This is a genomic window from Clostridioides sp. ES-S-0006-03 (genome assembly GCF_020662275.1).
Classification (GTDB): Bacteria; Bacillota; Clostridia; order Peptostreptococcales; family Peptostreptococcaceae; genus Clostridioides.
The window spans coordinates 119,157-140,577 of sequence record NZ_JADGMM010000005.1 but is presented as its reverse complement, the minus strand read 5'-3'; the positions used below and the strand labels follow the sequence as shown (position 1 = coordinate 140,577).

Annotated in this window: 20 protein-coding genes; 1 reads left to right on the top strand and 19 read right to left on the bottom strand. The window is 29.4% G+C overall.

What is annotated here, in order from left to right; translation table 11 throughout:
• Positions 1 to 120: 120 nt before the first annotated feature.
• The 16 genes from IR151_RS08615 to IR151_RS08540 form a co-directional block, all read right to left on the bottom strand.
• Complete coding sequence (locus IR151_RS08615; protein WP_227434112.1) at positions 121 to 1,434, bottom strand: APC family permease; 1,314 nt, start codon at positions 1,432 to 1,434, stop codon at positions 121 to 123.
• 21 nt (positions 1,435 to 1,455) lie between these two features.
• Complete coding sequence (locus tag IR151_RS08610) at positions 1,456 to 2,181, bottom strand: gamma-glutamyl-gamma-aminobutyrate hydrolase family protein (protein WP_227434111.1); 726 nt, start codon at positions 2,179 to 2,181, stop codon at positions 1,456 to 1,458.
• A 35-nt stretch (positions 2,182 to 2,216) separates the two neighbouring features.
• The gene (locus IR151_RS08605; protein ID WP_227434110.1) at positions 2,217 to 2,462 is read right to left on the bottom strand and encodes a TIGR03905 family TSCPD domain-containing protein; all 246 of its coding nucleotides are present in this window, start codon (positions 2,460 to 2,462) and stop codon (positions 2,217 to 2,219) included.
• A 359-nt stretch (positions 2,463 to 2,821) separates the two neighbouring features.
• Positions 2,822 to 4,822, bottom strand: coding sequence for a sigma 54-interacting transcriptional regulator (locus tag IR151_RS08600; protein ID WP_227434109.1), 2,001 nt, complete (start codon positions 4,820 to 4,822; stop codon positions 2,822 to 2,824).
• 30 nt (positions 4,823 to 4,852) lie between these two features.
• Complete coding sequence (locus IR151_RS08595) at positions 4,853 to 6,571, bottom strand: tetratricopeptide repeat-containing diguanylate cyclase (RefSeq protein ID WP_227434108.1); 1,719 nt, start codon at positions 6,569 to 6,571, stop codon at positions 4,853 to 4,855.
• Between the two features lie 243 nt (positions 6,572 to 6,814).
• Complete coding sequence (gene fabF / locus IR151_RS08590; protein WP_227434107.1) at positions 6,815 to 8,053, bottom strand: beta-ketoacyl-ACP synthase II; 1,239 nt, start codon at positions 8,051 to 8,053, stop codon at positions 6,815 to 6,817.
• Between the two features lie 28 nt (positions 8,054 to 8,081).
• Positions 8,082 to 8,306, bottom strand: a complete 225-nt coding sequence (acpP, locus tag IR151_RS08585; RefSeq protein ID WP_227434106.1) for an acyl carrier protein — start codon at positions 8,304 to 8,306, stop codon at positions 8,082 to 8,084.
• A 76-nt stretch (positions 8,307 to 8,382) separates the two neighbouring features.
• Complete coding sequence (gene fabG / locus IR151_RS08580; protein ID WP_227434105.1) at positions 8,383 to 9,132, bottom strand: 3-oxoacyl-[acyl-carrier-protein] reductase; 750 nt, start codon at positions 9,130 to 9,132, stop codon at positions 8,383 to 8,385.
• Positions 9,132 to 10,082: an ACP S-malonyltransferase gene (gene fabD / locus IR151_RS08575; protein ID WP_227434104.1), complete on the bottom strand. Its 951-nt coding sequence runs from the start codon at positions 10,080 to 10,082 to the stop codon at positions 9,132 to 9,134. The genes fabG and fabD overlap by 1 nt, the downstream gene beginning before the upstream one ends.
• Before the next feature lie 15 nt (positions 10,083 to 10,097).
• Entirely contained in the window at positions 10,098 to 11,027 is a 930-nt protein-coding gene (gene fabK / locus IR151_RS08570) for an enoyl-[acyl-carrier-protein] reductase FabK (RefSeq protein ID WP_227434103.1), read from the bottom strand.
• 106 nt (positions 11,028 to 11,133) lie between these two features.
• On the bottom strand, positions 11,134 to 12,120 hold the full coding sequence (locus IR151_RS08565) for a beta-ketoacyl-ACP synthase III (RefSeq protein ID WP_227434102.1): 987 nt from the start codon (positions 12,118 to 12,120) through the stop codon (positions 11,134 to 11,136).
• Between the two features lie 25 nt (positions 12,121 to 12,145).
• Complete coding sequence (gene plsX / locus IR151_RS08560; protein WP_227434101.1) at positions 12,146 to 13,168, bottom strand: phosphate acyltransferase PlsX; 1,023 nt, start codon at positions 13,166 to 13,168, stop codon at positions 12,146 to 12,148.
• Between the two features lie 10 nt (positions 13,169 to 13,178).
• Entirely contained in the window at positions 13,179 to 13,736 is a 558-nt protein-coding gene (fapR, locus tag IR151_RS08555; protein ID WP_227434100.1) for a transcription factor FapR, read from the bottom strand.
• A 200-nt stretch (positions 13,737 to 13,936) separates the two neighbouring features.
• Positions 13,937 to 14,113, bottom strand: coding sequence for a 50S ribosomal protein L32 (gene rpmF, locus IR151_RS08550; RefSeq protein ID WP_003419113.1), 177 nt, complete (start codon positions 14,111 to 14,113; stop codon positions 13,937 to 13,939).
• A gap of 24 nt (positions 14,114 to 14,137) precedes the next feature.
• On the bottom strand, positions 14,138 to 14,662 hold the full coding sequence (locus tag IR151_RS08545; RefSeq protein ID WP_227434099.1) for a YceD family protein: 525 nt from the start codon (positions 14,660 to 14,662) through the stop codon (positions 14,138 to 14,140).
• A 92-nt stretch (positions 14,663 to 14,754) separates the two neighbouring features.
• The gene (locus IR151_RS08540; RefSeq protein WP_227434098.1) at positions 14,755 to 15,951 is read right to left on the bottom strand and encodes an acetate/propionate family kinase; all 1,197 of its coding nucleotides are present in this window, start codon (positions 15,949 to 15,951) and stop codon (positions 14,755 to 14,757) included.
• Positions 15,952 to 16,405: 454 nt separating this feature from the next.
• Here IR151_RS08540 and IR151_RS08535 point away from each other — a divergent pair, with 454 nt between their 5' ends.
• Positions 16,406 to 17,686 carry a nucleotidyltransferase gene (locus IR151_RS08535; RefSeq protein WP_227434097.1) on the top strand — a complete coding sequence of 427 codons (1,281 nt, stop codon included), beginning with the start codon at positions 16,406 to 16,408 and terminating at the stop codon, positions 17,684 to 17,686.
• Between the two features lie 304 nt (positions 17,687 to 17,990).
• Here the strand turns inward: IR151_RS08535 and IR151_RS08530 are convergent, their stop codons facing one another.
• From IR151_RS08530 to IR151_RS08520, 3 genes are read right to left on the bottom strand one after another with little or no spacing between them, the layout of a single operon-like run.
• On the bottom strand, positions 17,991 to 19,382 hold the full coding sequence (locus IR151_RS08530) for an FAD-binding oxidoreductase (RefSeq protein ID WP_227434096.1): 1,392 nt from the start codon (positions 19,380 to 19,382) through the stop codon (positions 17,991 to 17,993).
• A gap of 10 nt (positions 19,383 to 19,392) precedes the next feature.
• Entirely contained in the window at positions 19,393 to 20,613 is a 1,221-nt protein-coding gene (locus IR151_RS08525) for an FAD-binding protein (RefSeq protein WP_227434095.1), read from the bottom strand.
• Positions 20,614 to 20,626: 13 nt separating this feature from the next.
• Positions 20,627 to 21,415, bottom strand: a complete 789-nt coding sequence (locus IR151_RS08520) for an electron transfer flavoprotein subunit beta/FixA family protein (protein WP_227434094.1) — start codon at positions 21,413 to 21,415, stop codon at positions 20,627 to 20,629.
• Positions 21,416 to 21,421 lie beyond the last annotated feature (6 nt).

The following is a 21,421-nucleotide window of genomic DNA, read 5'->3' as shown; positions in this document are numbered from 1 at the left end:
ATATAAGGTTATACTAAAATAAAAATTTAATAATATTTTAATATAACCTTATATATATTTATTTATATTCAATTTTTTGATAATATTCCTCTGCTAGTTAAATAGTATTTACAATATAATTTAAACAACTTTCTTTAAATCTTCTCCATAAACTTTTCTGTTATAAGACTTCATTATAAAGTATAGTGGTACTCCAACTGCTAATGCTCCTAATCCCATAACTAATTGGTGCATAGACGCCTGGAATAATAACCATGTACCAACACACACTGCAATTAAAGGAATTACTGCTCCAAATGGAGTTCTAAAAGTCCCTACTAATTCTGGTCTTTTCTTTCTAAATACTAACACTGATAGAGAAGTAGGTATATATTGTATAAATCTAGCAACTGCACTTATTGCTGCTAATTCAGCAAAACTTCCAGACAAAGCTATTGGTATAGTAATTATCATAGTTGCTATTATTGCTACATATGGTGTACCATTTTTATCTTTCCTTGCAAACATTCTTGGTAACATTTTGTCATCAGCTAAAGCTACACAGCTTCTTGGATTTACAAAAGCACCACACATACAAATTCCACCAACAGAAACTAATGTCCCAAAAGTAACTAATCCTGCACCCATATTTCCAAAACATATTCTCGCCGCATCTGCAACAGGAGTAGCTGTACTGGATAATTTATCTCCTAAAATACCAACACACACAACTTGATTTAATATATATATTATTGATGCAATTACTATTACACTTATAATTGCTATAGGTATATTTTTTTGAGGATTCTCCATATCTTCTGCTGCTACTGCTATAGATTCAAACCCTGTAAATGAATAAAACATTAAAAGTGCTGCTGCTCCAAATTCTGTAACTCCTGCTCCTGGTGGTACCATCGTTGAATTAGTAAAATTAGCTCCTTTTATAAAAAATACACCTATTACTATAAATAATACTAATGGAATTAGCTTACCTACTGTTATAACATTTTGTACAATTTTTGATAAAGATACTCCTAATAAATTTATAATTGTAAGTCCAACTATCATAGCTACTATTATAATTTTTTGTATATGTGGGTCACCTGCAGGAGCCCATACTGCTGATAAAGATGTAGGAAAACCTACTATTAACGCTCCCCAAGAAATACATCCTATTACCCATTTCATAAGACCTACTTCAAATCCAAAAAAATCTCCAAATGCTTCTTTGGTGTACACATATGCAGCACCATTTTTATTAAATTTACCTGCCACTTCAGCAAAACAAAACGCCATAGATAAAACTAATAGCATATCAAACATATATACAAATATACTCGCAACACCAAATGCCTTCATTGCGTTTCCTGGTAATAGGAAAACTCCTGCTCCTACAACCGCATTAATACCTAAAAGTATAATACTTATTAATCCCATTTTATTTTTTTCGTTCATGTTTAATCCCCCCAAGGTATATTATAAAGTTGAACAAATATTTACGAAATATTTAAATAACTTTTCCATTTTATTACAATAATCTACCATCATTTCTGGATGCCACTGTATTCCTACTACAAAATTTTCATCCTCTTTTTCAATAGCTTCTATTATACCATCTTTTGAGTATGCTATGGCTTTTAATCCTTCACCAAGTTGTTTAATACTTTGATGATGATAACTATTTGTAAGTAATTGTTTTCCTAAAATACCTTCTAAAATACTCCCGTCTTGAACATCTACCTTATGAGTAGCTACATGTCTTTTAGAAGATTGTGTATGTTTTATGTAACTTCCTTTAACAAGACTATTATCTTGATATAAAGTTCCACCTAGGCTTACATTTAATATTTGTAGCCCTCTGCATATACCTAGTATTGGCTTTTTAAGTTCTAAAGCTATACTTATAGCAATTAAATCAAATTCATCTACTTCGGGATATATAAACGTTGTTTCTTCTCTTGTTTCTTCACCATATAATTGAGGATTAACATCCCATCCTCCAGATATTAAAACTCCATCAACCATCTCAATCTGTCTCTTTATAACTTCTCTATCTGTATTTACTGGAATAATAACTGGGCTACCTCCTCCCTTCAATACTGCGTTTATATAATCATTATTTACATAGGATCTTTCAAGCCCAGGAAACATTCCATTTTCCATTATTATCAGATTTCCTAAAATACCTATTATTGGTTTCATAATTAAACTCCTAACTAGTTGATTGTTTTATGTACTTATTTTTTATTTATATAATTCTCTAATGCTAGAGAAAGTTGGTCTGGACAAGATGTTGGTTTTGTTTTACACTCTATTCCTTTTAGTTTTTGAATTACATTTTCTATATTCATACCTTCAACCAATACTTTTAATCCTTTTAAATTTCCATCACATCCACCAACAAAATTTACATTTGTAACTTTGTCATCTTTTACCTCAAATTCAATTTCTGTAGCACAAGTCCCTGTTGTTTTGTATTTCATAATTAAACCTCCCAATTATTTTGTTGTCTTATCTATATAGTTAGCAATATATATGCCAAAATTTATACTTTACGTTTATTTATTATTTATCAAGTATTCACAATGCTTCCATCAAATATTTTTTTATTTTTAGATATAAATACAAATTTTTTTGCAAATAAAAATAGGTAATGGGTTATTTACTTATAACCTATTACCTATCTAAACCTATTGTCTAAACCTATTTATATTTAATTTATTTTTATATGCTTTTAATATATAGTATTAAATGTTAATTTGAGCATAAGATGGTTTAACTTTTATATATATCTTTCCAAGTTCTAAGATATTTCTATTTAGAATCTTTTACTTTAATATACCTAATTCATATTATTGTAAAACTTTATACCTTCTTGTGTTATTTGACTTCCACATCTTCCAGATTTAGATGATATGTATCCACACTCACTCAAATAAGACAATACTTTTCTTACTTTACTTTCAGATATTTCAATACCCTCCTCTGTAAGTTTTTCTATTATAAAACCTCTTCCAACTCCAGAAGTTAAATCTTTTCTTTCATATAGTATTCTAAGTATATACTCAAATTCTTTTTTTGTATAACTAACCCCATCATCAAAGCTACTAATATATTCTGTCTTTATATAAGGTGGAAGGTCATCTTTAAAAACCATACTTTCACACATTAAACTTACATAAGAAGCAACATTTTGCAACTCTCTTATATTTCCTGGCCAATTGTATTTTTCTAAAATAACCTCAACTTCAGGAGAAATTTTTATGTCCTTTTCCAAAAAGAAATTCATGAGAGTTATTATATCTTCTTTTCTCTCCCTCAATGATGGTATGTCTATTGGTAGTACATTCAATCTATAATACAAATCTTCTCTAAATTTACCTTCTCTAATCATTTTAGGTAAATTTTTATTTGTCGCAGCTATAATTCTAACATCTATATTTATAACATTGTGGGAGCCTATAGGCATAACTTGTTTTTCTTGAAGTACTCTAAGTAATTTTGTCTGTAATAATGGAGGCATATCTCCAATCTCATCTAAAAATATAGTTCCATTGTTTGCAAGTTCAAATAGACCTTTTTTCCCTTCTCTTAATGCTCCTGTAAAAGAGCCTTTTTCATAGCCAAATAACTGACTTTCTAATAAGCTATCTGGAACTGCAGCGCAATTAACTGCTATAAAAGGCTGATTACTTCTATTAGAGTTATTGTGAATTGATTGGGATAATAATTCTTTACCAGTTCCACTCTCTCCTATTATTAAAACAGAAAGGTCTGATTTAGATATTTTTTTAGCTAACTCTATACACTTTGTCATCCTCTTATTCTTAGTTTTTATATCTTTGAATGTGTACTTTGCTATTTGACCTTGCTCTCTTAATTTATTGGTAAGATTTTGTTCTAATTTTTTTATATAGGTTATTTCTTGTAAATTGTAGTATATACCAGCTTTATTACCCATAGAAAATATATTTTTTTTATTTACATTTATATATTTCTTATTTGTAAATACAACTTCATCAGCAATTTCTTTATCTTCAAGTAAAATATCCAAATCTTTAGAGATAATATCTTTTATGTTTTTTCCTCGTATATTTCTGTCTATACCTAAAATTTTTAATACTTCTTTATTAAATGTATTTACAACACCATCTATTGAAGTAAATATTATTCCATCCTTTGACAAATTTAATATAACATCTTGTTCTTCTATTTTTAGAAATAATTGTCTATAATTGTCTTTGACACCATTATCTAAGCTTATTAGACGTTCAGAATATACCATCAGATTTTTTCTTATTTCCTTCACATCAATTTTAAGCCCATTTATTATCTCTATAAAAGTAGATATATCAATGTATCTATTTCCTAAATCAATTACCTTATTTATATAATTTGGTACTTTTTGGGTTACTCCAGGTGTTATGGCTATATCTATATTTTCATAGGTTTGTCCTTCAATATATGGAGTAAGCTTTAAATTTTTTACTCCTATCTTATAAAACAGACTTATTGTTTCTAAAGTAGTTTCTTTTGTGTCATTTACAACTAATACTTCTGTTCCATATGGTATTGAAAACAATCCATATATTTCTTTTTCTTTAAGAGTTCTTCTCACAACTATAATTTTACTATCTTGTACTAAATGCTTTCTCATGCTATTTAATCTGTCATCATTCATTACTAAAACAAAATCACCTTGTATTTTATCATCATCTTTTAAATTTTCTAAATAATAATGATTTATATCAAGATAATTTTCTAAAACTAATCGTATATTTTCTTCCAAGAAAGATGATAGTTTAGTTATCTTATCTGTTACTATAGCTATTGACTGCTTCATATTTATACCTCATATCTATATAATATACAATTATTTGTACACTACTTTATTTCTTCCAAGCTGTTTTGCTTTATATAGATTTTTATCAGCTTCTTCTAATATATTTTTACTATCAGAGACATGGGCTATACCTGCACTTATAGTTACAGTCACATCTTCACCCCATTTTTTATTTTCAATTGCATTTCTTATATTGTCAATTATATCAAACACTTCTTCACCAGATTTATCTCTTATCAATACAGAAAACTCTTCTCCACCATATCTAAATACTTTATCTTCTTGCTCAAGCATAACACAAATAGTATTTACTATACCCTTTATGACAACGTCTCCAAATTTATGTCCATAATTATCATTTATAAGTTTAAAATTATCTATATCTATCATTACAAGTGCAAAGTTATCATCTTTTTCTCTGTACTTATTATACATAATATCAAAACTTTTCCTATTATAAACATTTGTAAGTCCATCATGTAAATTTTGTGCTTTAAAGTACTTCAATCTATTATATAAAAAAGTAGAACCTAATGTAATAATTAAAATTACACTAAATAATATTTTATAAGACTTAATTTCTTTTTTACTTTTTTCAAAAAACTCACTTTCACGTGATACCTTATCAATTATATAAAAACTAATTTCCGAATCTCTTATACTTTTGCTCTCTTTATATTCATTTATTAATATCTTCTGGTACTTATTTACAGAGTTTACATTCCCTTGTTTCTCATATATATTCAATATTTCATTTAAGGTTTTTATTTTCTCTTGAGTTAACTTTCTTTTAGTAGATATCTCTAGGCTTTTTTTATAGTTATCTATTGCAGAATCATAGTTTTTACTTTTATATTCCAAATTTCCCATTGCCATATAGTAATACATACCTTTATCTAATATATGAATTGATTTATCATATTTTATAAGATAATCAGCTCTTTCTAAAAGAGTCTTTGCCTTTGATATCTCATTTTTTCCTACATGTGCATTTGCCTGCATTATAGAAGCCATTATTTCAAAATCATTGTAATCATCTATGTTTACAAACTTTTTATAGTCTTTTACATTGCTACATGTTTCAATGGCTTTATCATATTCTCCCAACTCTACATATATTTCTGCTAAATTTATAAGAGCATATAATCTAACCATTCCATTTTTTTCATCTTCATCAACATCTATCTTAAAAGAATCCTTTATTAATTTTTCTCCTGTTTCATATCCACCTACCTTTAAAAGTATGCTCGCCAAATCAACATCTAGTCTTGCTTTTTCATAATTATCCCCTAATTTCTCAGCTAATTTTATAGACTTTACAGTTAAATCTACTGCGCTAGAATAATTATTATCCATTATGTACACTGATGCTAGTCTTTTCTCTATACCAAATCTACATTCATCAGATAATTTTACATCTGATGTTCTCATCTTTTCTAACGAATCAATAATTATCTTCGTTCCATCTGGGACATATGAAATAGTCTTTAACATATCCCAAACTTCATTATATACTTTATTGTATTTTTTTTCTGGGATAGATTCAAAAGAAGTTTTGACCATTTTTTTTGCTTCATCATACTTCTTATCCGACACAAGACTTTCAGACATATATTTTCCCTTATTTATAATTTCTCTTTCTTTAAGTCCATTTTGATCATACCCTATAAACAAAATAATACTAATAAGTATTATAGCTATAAAAATTATCTTTTTGGGTAAACTTTTCTTTGGTAGTCTAAAATTCAAAATTTTAGCCCTCCTTCTGTATATTGTAGAATGAAAAATTGCATATATATAACCTCTCAATAATTTATGATACAATATATCAAAATGATTTACAACATGTGCTAGAATTAAAATTTAATAAAAAAGTCCCCTAAATTAGACATTTATTCTAATTTAGGGGACTTTTAATTTAGTTAATATAAATTTATAAGGTCAAAAACAAGTGCTTGTTTTTTAATGTTATTTTTAATATTTGTCATTTATTTATACATATTTTTTTAGTACAATTGTAGCATTATGCCCACCAAAACCTAAAGAATTTGATAGTGCATATCTAATATCTTTTTCTTTACCTTTATTTGGAACATAATCTAAATCTAAATCTTCGCCAACTTCTTGTATATTTATAGTTGGAGGTACAAAATTATCTTCTATACTCATTGCACAAACAACTGCTTCTATTGCACCTGATGCTCCTAATAAATGACCAGTCATAGATTTTGTCGATGATACACATAAATTATATGCATTTTCTCCAAATACAGTTTTTATAGCCATAGTTTCATATAGGTCATTATAATAAGTTGAAGTTCCATGAGCATTTATATAATCTACTTCTTCTAGTGGAACATTTCCATCTTTTAAAGCCATATTCATAGACCTAGCTGCTCCTTCTCCATTTTCAGCTGGAGTTGTCATATGATATGCATCAGCAGTTAAACCATATCCTACTACTTCTGCATATATTTTTGCACCCCTTGCTAAAGCATGTTCTAAGTCTTCTAATATAACAATACCTGCTCCTTCTCCCATTACAAATCCATCTCTGTCCTTGTCAAATGGGCGTGATGCAGTTTTAGGGTCATCATTTCTAGTTGACATAGCCTTCATATTACAGAATCCAGCAAATGCAAGTCCTGTTACAGCAGCTTCAGAGCCTCCTGCTACCATAATATCTGCATCTCCTCTTTGTATAACCTTAAAGGCATCACCTATTGAATGAGTTCCTGATGCACAAGCTGTACATACATTAGTATTAGGTCCTTTTGCTCCTAAAAATATTGAAACTTGACCTGCTGCCATGTTTCCTATCATCATAGGTACAAATAGTGAACTTACTCTTTTGTTTCCTTTTTCTAAAAGAATTTTATGTTGAGTTTCTATTGCTTCAACCCCACCTATACCAGAGCCTATTATAACTCCAACACGTTCTCTATCAACTTTATCTAAATCAAGATTTGCATCTTCAACTGCTAATTTTGCAGAAACTATTGCAAATTGAGCAAATTTATCTAATCTCTTTAATTCTTTTTTGCTTATATATTCCTCTGGATGAAAATTCTTAACTTCTCCTGCTATTTGAGTTTGATATGTGCTAGCATCAAAATTAGTTATTTTATCTATACCAGATACTCCAGATTTTATATTGTTCCAGAACTCTTCTTTTCCTGTTCCCAATGGTGTAACACATCCAAGTCCCGTTATTACTACTCTTTTATTCATCTGATACCTCCACTTTTTTAAAGCTCGACTATTTGTTAGCTTCTATATAGTTAACTATGTCCCCTATAGATTTGAAGTTTTCTGCTTCTGTATCTGGTATTTCTATACCAAATTCATCTTCAAGTGCCATTATTATTTCTACTGCATCTAATGAATCTGCTTCTAAATCTTTCATTAATGATGTTTCCATAGTTATTTCTTTATCTTCTACTCCTAATTGTTCTATTATTATTTCTACAACTTTATTAAACATTGTGTTCCTCCTAAGATTTTTTATTTTAATTTTTATTTTAAATAGATTTCTCTACTTTTTAAAGTATTATTTTTTATTATTGCATTACCATTCCACCATCTACATTTAACACTTGTCCTGTTATATAACTTGACATATCACTAACTAAAAATGCTACAGCATTGGCTACATCTTCTGGTTTACCATAAGATTTTTTTGGTATATTTGATAGTGTTGATTCTTTTACCTCATCACTTAGTACTTTAGTCATATCTGTTTCTATAAATCCTGGTGCCACTGCATTTATATTTATATTTCTTGATGCTAATTCTCTTGCAGAAGATTTTGTAAATCCAATCACGCCAGCTTTTGATGCACAGTAATTAGTTTGACCTGCATTTCCCATGATTCCAACTACTGAAGTCATATTTATTATTCTACCATATTTCTTTTTCATCATAGGTTTAATAACTGCTTTTGTACAATTAAATACACCTTTTAAATTTATATCTATAACTCTATCAAAATCTTCTTCTTTCATTCTCATAAGTAATGCATCTTTAGTTATACCTGCATTATTAACTAATATATCAATTTTTCCAAACTCTTTTATAATAGAGTCCATCATTTGATTTACTTCATCAGATTTAGATACATCACATTTTATAGAAGTACATTTTACACCCATACCTTCTATTTCACTTTTAGTTTTTAGGGCTTCATCCTCTTTAGAAGTATAATTGATTACTATATCAGCTCCAAGAGATGCTAGTTTCTTTGCTATTTCTCTCCCTATACCTCTAGAGCCACCAGTAACAATTGCTACTTGTCCTGTAAGATTTATCATTATATCTCTCCATTTCCATAATCTTGTACAAATTCATTTAAAGAATCTATACCATCTATATTGTAAATATTCACACTTGCTTTTTTATTAGAGGCTATCTTCTTAATAAATGCTTTTAAAGTTTTTCCTGGTCCCATTTCTATAAAAGTATCATACCCATCATTTAATAATCTTTCTATAGAATCTTCCCAAAGTACAGAAGAACTTACTTGTTTTATAAGCAAGTCTTTACCTTCATTTTCATAGTAATCTGCATTTACATTTGCTACTACATCAACTTTAGGCTTAGTTATATTAACTTTGTCTAATTCACTAGCTAGTTTTACTCCAGCTTCTCTTAACATTGATGAGTGGAAAGGCCCACTTACATTTAATTTAACAGCTCTTTTTGCTCCTGCCTCTTTACATTTTACCATTGCTTCTTCTATCTTTTCATTTTCACCAGATATAACTATCTGACCAGGAGAATTGTAATTTGCTACTTCTACAATCCCTCCTTGTATGTCTTTTACAACACTTCCTAATATTTCTCTATCTAAACCTAAAATCGCTGCCATGGCTCCAACCCCTGTTGGGACTGTTTCCTGCATAAATTTACCTCTTTTTTTAACTAGGCATACAGCATCTTTAAAATCAATTGCATCTGCTGCAACTAATGCACTATATTCTCCTAAAGATAAACCTAAACATGCATCATATTTTAAATCTATTTTTGATTGTATCGCTTTTAGTACAGCTACACTATGTGTAACCATAGCTGGTTGAGTATTTTCAGTTTTAGAAAGTTCTTCTTCACTACCCTCAAACATAAGCTTTTTTAAATCTATATTTAAGGCACTACAAGCCTCGTCTATCACATTTTTGGCAACCTCGTTATTTTCATATAAATCCTTAGCCATCCCTACATACTGGGCTCCTTGACCAGGAAATACTAGTGCAACTTTTCCCATCATGCTCCTCCTGATTTACAGTTCTATGCCTGGCATAATCTCTTTTGCTTGATTTACCATAGTTTCTATAATTTCTTTACAAGGTGTTATTTTTTTTACCATAGCAGCACTTTGACCTGCCATAAATGAACCTTTTTCTATATCTCCATCTACTGTTGCAAATCTTAAAGCACCTGTACCTTTTTGGTCTAATTCTTCAGGAGTAGCTCCATTTTGTTCCATCTTTAAGAATTCTTTTGATAATTTATTTTTTAATGTTCTTACTGGATGACCTGTGCTTCTTCCTGTAACAATTGCATCTCTATCTTTTGCTTTTAACACTAATTCTTTGTAGTTTAAATGTACAGAACACTCTTCACTACAAATAAATCTAGTTCCTACTTGAACTGCATTCGCACCCAGTGCAAATGAAGCAACAATACCTCTACCATCTACAATACCTCCTGCTGCTATTACAGGTATATTAACAGCATCAGCAACTTGTGGAACTAAAACCATAGTAGTAAGTTCTCCTATGTGTCCTCCACCTTCTGTCCCTTCAGCAATTACTGCTGTAGCTCCTAACTTTTCCATTCTTTGCGCTAAAGCTATTGTTGGTACTACAGGTATAACTTTTGTTCCAGCTTCTTTTAATCTGTCCATATACTTTGCAGGATTTCCAGCACCAGTAGTAATAACTTGAACCTTCTCTTCTATAATTAAATCTATTATATCATCTACAAATGGTGACATAAGCATTACATTTACACCAAAAGGTTTATCTGTTAATTCTTTACATTTAACAATTTCTTCCTTTATAGCTTCTTTTGGTGCATTTCCTGCTGCTATTATTCCAAGTCCACCTGCATTAGATACAGCACTTGCTAATGATGCAGTAGCTACCCATGCCATTCCCCCTTGGATAACTGGGTATTTTATATTTAACAGTTTGCAAATTTTATTCATATCATTCTCCTTCACTTAAAATCAAAAGTAAACTTTTTATTGTAAATTAACTTTAATTTTTAGATAAAGCTAATTTTGTTAATTAAAGAATTTTAGATGTTTTGTACTATAAAGTCCACTTAACAACTGAAGCTCCCCAAGTTAAACCTCCACCAAAGCCAACTAAAACTACATTATCACCTTTTTTGATTTTTCCTTCTTTATATGCTTCATCTAGCGCAACAGGTATAGATGCAGCAGACATATTTCCATACTTATTTATATTTACATAAACCTTATTCATATCAAGCCCTAATCTCTTAGAAGAAGCTTGTATTATTCTTATATTAGCTTGATGTGGTATTAGATAGTCTATATCAGTTGTATTTAAATTTGCTTTTTCAAGAGCTGTTAAAGATGTTTCTGCCATCTTTCTAACTGCAAACTTAAATACATCGCTACCTGCCATCTCTATTGTATGTAGATTAGCTTCTACAGTATCTTTACTTGCTCTAAGTCTTGAACCTCCAGCAGGTATCTTTAAACAATCTTTTCCCCTACCATCAGAACCCATATGTGTAGATAGGATTCCGCCTTCACTTACAGGTCCAATAACAGCTGCTCCAGCACCATCTCCAAATAATACTGCTGTTGACCTATCATTGTAGTTTAGAAACTTTGAGCAAGTTTCTGCTCCTATTACAAGTACATTTTTATAACAACCAGTTTCCACAAATTGCTTTGCAATAGTTACTCCATATACAAATCCAGAACAAGCTGCTGATATATCAAATGCAGTAGCATTCACTGCTCCTATTGCTTCTTGTACTATACATGCAGTTGAAGGCAAAGACATATCAGGAGTAATTGTTGCCAAAATAATCAACTCTATGTCCTCTACATTTAACTTTGCACACTCTATAGCTTTTAAAGCAGCCTTAGATGCTAGGTCAGAAGTCGCTTCATTATCTTCTACAAATCTTCTTTCCTTAATACCAGTTCTAGTGCTTATCCACTCATCTGATGTATCCATTATTTTTTCGAAGTGAAAATTATCATATGATTTCTCAGGTAGATAACTTCCCACACCTAATATTCCAGCCTTTGTATTCATTATATATTAAACCTCCAAAACGAGTTTATTCATCTTCGTTATTTTTATTTTCTTCATTATATTTACTTATAAATTGATTGATATCCTCAACAACTTTTCCTTTTGTAAATTTTATACCTTGATTTATAGCATTTTTTATAGCTTTAGCATCAGAGCTACCATGAGCCTTTATAACTCCTCCATTTAATCCTAGAAGTGGAGCTCCACCATACTCAGAATAATCTATAAAACTCTTTAATTTTTTTAAATCATCTTTTATAAGTAATGCTCCTATTTTGCTTTTTGTACTAGCCATAAAAGTTTCCTTTATAAGACTCATAACTGAAAGGGCTACCCCTTCAGCAGATTTAAGTAATATATTACCTGTAAATCCATCACAAATAATTATATCTGTATATGCATTTATAACCTCTCTAGCTTCTACATTCCCTATAAAATTTAAATCTAATTTTTTAATTTCCTCATATGATTTTTTAACTAAATCATTGCCTTTACCTTCTTCTAGTCCAACATTTGCTAGTGCCACTTTAGGATTTTCAAGTCCCAACACTTTTCTTGAGTAAATATTACTCATAGCTGCAAATTCAACTAGATTCTTAGATTTACAATCTGCATTCGCACCACAGTCTGCTATAAGTGTCATTCCTCGCTTTACATTTGGTATTGCTGAGCATAAGCAAGGTCTATCAATTCCTTTTATTCTACCGACTACAAATAATCCACCAGCAAGTAAAGCTCCTGTGTTTCCAGCTGATATTATAGCATCTGCCTTACCTTCTTTTACGAGGTTTAATGCTACTACCATAGATGAATCTTTTTTGCTTCTTATAGCCTTAACTGGTTTATCTTCATTTCCTATAATCTCAGTAGTATGAACTATTTCTAGTTTATTTTTATCAAATTCATAATTTGAAAATTCCTTTTCTAATAAATCTTTATCTCCTGTGATTATTAAATCTACTTGATATTCTTTTATAGCATTTACTGCGCCTTCTACATTAGATTTTGGTGCATTATCTCCACCCATTCCATCTATTACTATTTTCATGATTTTCCTCCTAATCTAACTCTTCAAAGATAAACTTCCCTCTAAATATTTGCTCTTGGGCTTTATTGTTGATAACAACTTTTACATAATGCTTTTTGTCTATATTTCTATACACTTCTGCTTTTGCTATAAGTCTGTCTTGTTGTTCTATCAACTTAAAACATTTTACATTTGCAACTCTCATAATAACTTTAGGTGCATCTATTATAGCCATTGCTAATGAATCTGCTAGAGAAAATATATACGTATCTTTCAAAGTATTAGTTTTAGAGTAAATCATGTCCTCTGTAACTTCTAACATAGATATACCTAATTGCCCTACAGATAAATCAATGATTTCGCCTGTAATTTCCTTTACTCCTAAAGTCTTTACTTTTGAACTCTGAGTTTCTGCTATTGATTTGACTCTTTCTCTTAGCTCTGGTATGTTTAGACTCATTCTATCTAATCTTATTGTCTGTATACTAACATTAAACAAACTTGATAATTCTTCATCAGTATAAAAAGGATCAGTCTTTAGCATATCTATAAGCTCTTGTTGTCTTTGGGCTTTACTCTTCTTTTTCATGTTCCCTCCAAATTTTATAGCTGTAATTAGTACCAGCTACTAATAGTAGTATATAGTAACACACAAAAATTTTCAATACTTATATTATTATTTTTCTAATTTTTAATATGCATAAAATCCATTTATTTCTCTAGTAAATCATCTTTTTTATATGTACAAAAAAACATGTAGAGTACACTCTACATGTTTTTTAGAAGCTATTACTTAGATACAACTTCTTTACCTTTATAATATCCACAGTCTGGACACACTCTATGTGGTAATTTTGGCTCATGACATTGTGGGCAACTTACAAATCCTGTTGCTTCCATCTTTGAGTTAGCTGCTCTTCTCATTTTTGTGTTTGATTTAGACGTTTTACGCTTTGGTACTGCCATTTACGCCACCTCCTTAGTCAAAATTTAATTAAATAAATCTTTTAATTTAGCAAAACGAGGATCTATGTATTCCTCATCGTTTGTAATTTCACTGCAAGAACATTCTTCTTTATTTAAGTTTGCTCCGCATCCTTGACAAAGACCTTTACAGTTTTCACTACAAAGAACTTTATGAGGCACATTAAAATCTAATGTCTGTTCTATTATATCAATAAGGTCGATTTCTTCACCATCGAATATAAAAGGATCAAACTCCTCAAATTCATCTTCATCATAATCTTCTTCTTTTACTAAAAAACCTTGTATAGAATACTCTAATGGTATTTCTACTTCTTTAAGACATCTTGAACAATTGTCAACAATTGTAAAATTAACATCTATATCTAGATACAAACCTTTATTAGTCTTTGATACTTTACCTTTTAAATTTACAGGTGATACTAATTTGTAAATCTCATCACAATAACTAATAGTATCAATTTTTTCACAAAAATTCAAGTCTATTTTGTCAGTTTCTTTTCTATTTATTTTTTCTATGCTAACTTTCATTAAGTTCACCTCAACATATCACCAAATTTATTATACAAATCTAGCATTTGTTTGTCAAGTATTTTTACTTGATAGGCATAAGTTTAATTAAATTATTTTACTAATCTTAATGTATCTCTAGCTATCATTAATTCTTCGTTAGTTGGTATTAAAAGCATTTTTACTTTAGAGTCATCAGTAGATATTACTGTTTCTTTTCCTCTAACATCATTAGCTTCCTTATCTAGTTTCATTCCTAAGAACTCCATATTAGAAGCTATGTCTGCTCTTATAGCCTTTCCATTTTCACCTACACCAGCAGTAAATACTACAACATCTAATCCATTCATTTCAGCAGCATAAGCACCTATATACTTTTGTACTTTTTTAACATAAGCTTCTAATGTTGCTTGAGCTCTTTCATCTCCATTTTTAGCTGCATCTTCTATATCTCTGAAATCACTAGAAATTCCAGTCATTCCATATACTCCAGATTCCTTGTTCATTAATTTATCTAATCCATCAGCATCTAAACCTTCTTTTCTCATTAAGAAAGGTAGTATAGCAGGGTCTATATCTCCACATCTAGTTCCCATTATTAATCCTTCTAATGGAGTGAATCCCATAGATGTATCTATACATCTTCCACCATCAACAGCAGCTATAGAAGCACCATTTCCTAAGTGACAAGTTACTATTTTTAAGTCTTTTATATCTTTTCCTAACATCTCTGCTGCTTTTTGAGATACATAGTTATGAGAAGTTCCATGGAACCCATATCTTCTTACTCCATATTTAGTATATAATTCATGAGGTAAACCATATAAGTATGAAGATTTAGGCATTGTTTGATGGAAAGCAGTATCAAATACTCCTACCATTGGTACACCTGGAAGTATAGCCTTACAAGCATCAATTCCCATTATGTTTGCTGGATTATGAAGTGGAGCTAAATCTATACATTCTTTTAAAGCTTCTTCTACTTCTGGAGTTATTACTACTGAAGTTGCAAATTTTTCTCCAGCATGAACAACTCTATGCCCTACTGCATCTATTTCTTTCATTTCTTTAACTGCACCAAATTCTGGGTGAGCAACAGCTTCTAATACTAATGCTATTGCATCTTTATGGTCTTTCATTGGTTGTTCAACAATGTATTTATCATCTCTTCCTGCTTTTTCATGTTTAAGTATAGAACCTTCGATTCCTATTCTTTCAACTAATCCTATACATAAAACTTCTTCATTACTCATATCTATTAATTGATATTTTAATGAAGAACTCCCACAGTTTAATACTAATATTTTCATTATTATTTCCTCCTTAGATTTTTATAAATGATATGTAATCAATTTTGATTCATAATAAATGTCTAAAAACTTATATTTTATTATTTTGTCATAGATATATTATTGTATACATTAAACGATTTTCATAAATAATATATCACCTTTTAATATAAAAGTATATACTTTTTTTTATATTATATCATATTTCTACTACGGCAAATTGTGTGTTTTAATAACAATTTATTAACAAATTAACTTAATGTAGATTATTCTTTCCCATTTGCTATAATAATATAATATAAAGGCTTAATAAAGTTATTTTAATAACACTTAACTGATTTCTTATTATGTAGTATTTCTACATTTTAACAAATTTTTTTATGTTTTTTAGCTAGGTAATTAAAAATTTAAATTTTATACATATTATAATAAATTACAATATAGATAAAATAAACAAAGGAAAAAGGAGCATTTTATGAATATACTTGGATTAATAGTTGAATATAACCCATTTCATAATGGACATATCTATCATTTATCTAAATCTATAGAAAAAACAAATGCAACACATACAGTGGCAATCATGAGTGGAAACTTTCTTCAAAGAGGTGAGCCCGCTTTATTTGATAAATATACTAGAGCAAAAATTGCTGTCGAAAATGGTGTAGACTTAGTTATAGAATTACCAACTATGTTTGCTTGCCAAAGTGCCGAAATTTTTTCTCATGGTGCCATCACAATTTTAAATTCTCTAAACTGCATAAGTTCTGTATGTTTTGGTAGTGAAGAGGGAAACACAGATATTCTTTATAGTATTGCAGAGATTTTAGCAAATGAGCCAAAAGAATTTAAATTACTTTTAAAAAAATATTTAGATGATGGTATGTTATTTCCAGTGGCTAGAGCTAATTCACTTTTTGATTATATACACCAATATGAAAACAACGACTTATCTCAAAAAACTACAAAAGAACAATTATTAAAAATATTAAATTCATCAAATAATATACTTGGTATAGAATATATAAAAAATCTTATCAATTTAAACAGCAATATAAAGCCATTTACTATTTCCAGAGTTCAGTCAGAGTACAACTCTAAAGAAATTAATAATAGTATTTGCTCTGCTACTGCTATAAGAACTTCACTTAAGGAAAATTGTAATATCTCTCAATTAAAAAAAGTTATTCCAGAAAAAACTTATAGTATATTAAACGAAAAAATAGATAATAAATTTTTTCCTATGTTTGATGAATTATTTTTTGATACTTTAAAGACAATCATACTTAGGGACATATCCAATTTAAAGGATTATTTTGAAGTAAATGAAGGTATAGAAAATAAAATTTACAAAGATATTTTTACATCTAATTCTTTATACGAATTACAATTATCAATTAAATCTAAGAGATATACTTTAACTAAAATCAAGAGAACTTTAAATAATATATTGTTAGGCATAAAAAAAAGCGATATTCACCTTGTAAAAGATATAGATATTGTTCCTTATATAAGAATACTTGCTTTTAATGACAAAGGTAGAGAAGTTCTAAAAGAGATAAAAAATAAATCTAACATAGACATAATAAATAAATTTTCAAATATATCATTTTCATTAGATGATGCTATTTTTAAAACACTTATAAGTTATGATATAAAATCTACAAATATATACAACTCAGTATATTATAGAAATAATCAAGGTTTAGTAAAAGGTCCTATGGACTTTTACACTCGTCCAATATATGTAAAATAAGTTTTTTAAATAACCTTATCAATTTTAAATAACCTCATTAAATTAATAAGATGTATTTATAATTACAAATATTTTTTATAGATAAAATACGCTTCACATGTGTATTCATATTTTTAGGATGGTAACACCAACTTAACTTAAATAATATTTCATATTTCTAAAGTTAAATAAACATTGCCATCCTAAAATCTTTATAAATAATATTAATATTTACAAATACTATTAACATTAAAAAGTAAATTTAAGTTATTAAATTTAAACCTGTTTTTTATAACTTTTATGTTTAAAAATAACATTTATATATTTAATATATTTTTCCTGGATTTAAAATATTTTTAGGGTCAAAAGCTATTTTTATATTTTTAATTAACATCATATAGGCATCTGATTTTGATTCATGTAAATACTCTTTTTTTGCATATCCTATACCATGTTCACCTGAGACTTGACCATTAAGTTCTCTAGATTTTTTATACATACACTCAAAAGCTTCTTTTAATCTTACTTTCCAGGTATGTTCATCCATACTATCTTTTAATATATATATGTGTAGATTTCCATCACCTGCATGACCAAAACTTTTTATTCTTATTTTTAACTCATCTTGAAGCTCATGAGTATATCTTATAAACTCTGCTACCTTGTCTCTTGGTACAACGACATCACATTCATCCATTTCTGTTGTAGATGCCTTTATAGCTTCTAAGAAAGCACCTCTGGCTGACCATATGGAATCATTTCTTTCTTGCGTATCTGATATAAATACATCTAATGCTCCATTTTCTAAACACAGATTAGCAACTTTTTCATATTCTTTTTCAATTTCTTCAATACTATTTCCATCAAACGTAAGTAGAAGATAAGCATCTGATGTATTATCTGGAAACTTTTTACCTAAAAATTCTTCCGCAGCCAATATTACATCTCTCTCCATAAATTCTATGGCTGTTGGTATTGATTTCGATTTTATTATTTTAGGAACAGTCTCTATTGCCATTGATAAATTAGGAAAAGGTATAAGTAAACTTACACTTTTCTTTGGTAAAGGAAGCAATTTTAATATCGCTTTTGTAACTATTCCTAAAGTTCCTTCTGAACCTATTAATAAATCTTTTATACTATATCCAGAACTATTTTTAACTACTTTTCCCCCTATATTTATAACTTCTCCATTTGGTAATACTACTTCAAGACCTCTAACATAATCTCTTGTAACACCATATTTTACTGCTCTCATTCCACCTGCATTAGTATTTATATTACCTGCTATTGTAGCACTCTTCTCACCTGGGTCAGGTGGATAAAATAAGTCTCTCTCTTGAACATATTGACCTATTGTCATAAGCAAAACTCCTGGTTCTACTGTCAATGTTAGATTTTCATAATCAACCTCAAGTATTTTATTCATTTTACATAGATTAATCATTATTCCACCATTTATGGCAACAGCAGCTCCTACAAGACCAGTTCCTTGTCCTCTTGGCGTAACTGGTATATTGTTTTCATATGCATATTTCATTATTTTAGATACTTGCTCGGTTTCAATCACATTTACTAAAACCTCAGGATATTTTTCTATTCCTCCAAGTTCATCATGTGAAAAATCTTCATTTATATCACTTCCAACTACTACATTTTCATCTCCACAAATATCTATTAAAAAATCTATATCTTTTTTATCAATTGATTTATACATCTCTATCCCCCTATTCAGCTGCTGATGCCACATATATTTGCTTATCATTTTTTTTATTTTCTATTTTTTTTATCAATTTAGGAATAATATCATAAATATCTCCTATTAAAGCTAAGTGTGCTACATCAAGTATAGGTGCCTTATCATCTTTATTTATAGCTACTATATAATCAGCTCCTTGCATTCCTGCAACAAATTGAACAGCTCCAGATACACCACAAGTTATTATTAATTTAGGCTTGACAGTTCTACCACTAAGACCTATTTGTTTTTTAGCATCTATCCAACCCGCTTCTATAATCGGTCTTGTTCCTGCTACTTGAGCATTTAACTTGTCAGCTAATTTATATATCATATCCATATCTTCCTGTTTCTTTATTGCTCTACTTGCAACTACTATTACTTCTGCTTCTTCAAGACCAACTTCTTTATTTTTTTCTTTTACACTCAGTACTTTAATCTTAGATTTTAATTCTTTTTTTTCTATTTCACATAAAGTTATTTTTCCTGTAGCATTTTCTACCTTTTCTGGAGCTGAAAATATTTTATATCTTACAGTGGCAAATTGAGGTCTATTATTGGGTGTATTTATGTGAGCCATTATATTTCCACCAAATGCTGGTCTTATCTGGTCTAAATCAGTGTTTGATTGCACATCAAGTATTGTACAATCTGCTGTAAGCCCTGTTTTAAATCTAGCAGCAAGCCTTGGAGCTAATGACCTACCTAATGTAGTTCCACCAACCAACATTATTGTTGGTTTTATTTTATTTATAAAGTTTTCTATTGCCTTTGCATATGGTTCTATCCTAAATTCTTTAAATTCATCTTCATCGTATACAAATACTTCATCAATACCATAGGAGATAAGATTCTTACATTTATCTTTTATATCTTTTCCTACAAATACACAATATACAGGTTGCTTTATTTTTGATGCCATTTTGCGAGCTTTTCCTATAAGTTCATATGTTACAGGATGTATATTTCCATTATGATGTTCTACATATACTGCCACTCCCTTCCATTCATCCTTATTTATTTTTGCTTTATTACTTTCTATAAATTCAAATGCACCTTTGGGTCCACTTTTGACACACAATTTGCACATCTTACAGCCAGCACTTATTTCTACCTTACCTGATTTTTCTTCTATAGCACCAAAAGGACAAATTTCTAGTACTCTTTTTAAATCAGTTATTTTATCTTGATTTACAACTATTTTTGACATTTCTTCTTCCCCCTTAGACTAATTTTAATTCCTCTAATTTATTTATAAGCACAGAACTTAACTCTTCTGGATTTCCTCTCATAATATTTTTATCTGTATTTGGCTTAGGAGGAAATATTCTTACAACTTGAGTAGGGGAACCATTTAATCCATAATTATCTTCGTCCTTATCTTCAAAATCATCTAAACTGTACACAGGTATTTTTCTTTCTTTAGTTTCTAACTTTAACTTAAATGAAGGCAATCTTGGTTGAAAAATATCTTTTTCTACTGTTATCAAACAAGGATACTCAATTTCACATACTTGTAAATCATTTGGCATATCTATTTCAACAACTATGCTTTTCTCTTTGATTTCAATTAATTTTGTAACATTAGTTACATGAGGTATATCTAAAAACTCGGCTACTTCAGGTCCAACCTGCGCTGTATCACCATCAGTAGTTTGTTTTCCACAAATTATTAAGTCTACTCTACCCATTTTTTTAATACCTTGCGATATAGTGTAAGAAGTTGCCAAGACATCTGCCCCTCCAAATCTTCTATCGCTTATTAAAGCTCCTTCATCTGCCCCCATCATAAAACTCTCTTCTATTACCTTCTTTGCTTGCGGAGGACCCATAGTAAGTACTTTTAAATTAGCTTTTATGTCGTTTTTTATTCTAAGTGCTGTTTCTAAAGCATATAAATCATAAGGATTCATTTTTGAATCTACTCCATCTCTTTTCAATACACCTGTGGATTCATCAACCTCTACTGTGGTTGTTCCAGGTACTTGTTTAATACATGTCAAAATTTCCATAAACTA

What these genes read in the sequence shown, in the direction of transcription:
- IR151_RS08615 (WP_227434112.1), bottom strand. Translation starts at nt 1,434, where the DNA reads ATGAACGAAAAAAATAAAATGGGATTAATAAGTATTATACTTTTAGGT.
- IR151_RS08610 (WP_227434111.1), bottom strand. Translation starts at nt 2,181, where the DNA reads ATGAAACCAATAATAGGTATTTTAGGAAATCTGATAATAATGGAAAAT.
- IR151_RS08605 (WP_227434110.1), bottom strand. Translation starts at nt 2,462, where the DNA reads ATGAAATACAAAACAACAGGGACTTGTGCTACAGAAATTGAATTTGAG.
- IR151_RS08600 (WP_227434109.1), bottom strand. Translation starts at nt 4,822, where the DNA reads ATGAAGCAGTCAATAGCTATAGTAACAGATAAGATAACTAAACTATCA.
- fabF (WP_227434107.1), bottom strand. Translation starts at nt 8,053, where the DNA reads ATGAATAAAAGAGTAGTAATAACGGGACTTGGATGTGTTACACCATTG.
- acpP (WP_227434106.1), bottom strand. Translation starts at nt 8,306, where the DNA reads ATGTTTAATAAAGTTGTAGAAATAATAATAGAACAATTAGGAGTAGAA.
- fabG (WP_227434105.1), bottom strand. Translation starts at nt 9,132, where the DNA reads ATGATAAATCTTACAGGACAAGTAGCAATTGTTACTGGTGGCTCTAGA.
- fabD (WP_227434104.1), bottom strand. Translation starts at nt 10,082, where the DNA reads ATGGGAAAAGTTGCACTAGTATTTCCTGGTCAAGGAGCCCAGTATGTA.
- fabK (WP_227434103.1), bottom strand. Translation starts at nt 11,027, where the DNA reads ATGAATAAAATTTGCAAACTGTTAAATATAAAATACCCAGTTATCCAA.
- IR151_RS08565 (WP_227434102.1), bottom strand. Translation starts at nt 12,120, where the DNA reads ATGAATACAAAGGCTGGAATATTAGGTGTGGGAAGTTATCTACCTGAG.
- plsX (WP_227434101.1), bottom strand. Translation starts at nt 13,168, where the DNA reads ATGAAAATAGTAATAGATGGAATGGGTGGAGATAATGCACCAAAATCT.
- fapR (WP_227434100.1), bottom strand. Translation starts at nt 13,736, where the DNA reads ATGAAAAAGAAGAGTAAAGCCCAAAGACAACAAGAGCTTATAGATATG.
- rpmF (WP_003419113.1), bottom strand. Translation starts at nt 14,113, where the DNA reads ATGGCAGTACCAAAGCGTAAAACGTCTAAATCAAACACAAAAATGAGA.
- IR151_RS08545 (WP_227434099.1), bottom strand. Translation starts at nt 14,662, where the DNA reads ATGAAAGTTAGCATAGAAAAAATAAATAGAAAAGAAACTGACAAAATA.
- IR151_RS08540 (WP_227434098.1), bottom strand. Translation starts at nt 15,951, where the DNA reads ATGAAAATATTAGTATTAAACTGTGGGAGTTCTTCATTAAAATATCAA.
- IR151_RS08535 (WP_227434097.1), top strand. Translation starts at nt 16,406, where the DNA reads ATGAATATACTTGGATTAATAGTTGAATATAACCCATTTCATAATGGA.
- IR151_RS08530 (WP_227434096.1), bottom strand. Translation starts at nt 19,382, where the DNA reads ATGTATAAATCAATTGATAAAAAAGATATAGATTTTTTAATAGATATT.
- IR151_RS08525 (WP_227434095.1), bottom strand. Translation starts at nt 20,613, where the DNA reads ATGTCAAAAATAGTTGTAAATCAAGATAAAATAACTGATTTAAAAAGA.
- IR151_RS08520 (WP_227434094.1), bottom strand. Translation starts at nt 21,415, where the DNA reads ATGGAAATTTTGACATGTATTAAACAAGTACCTGGAACAACCACAGTA.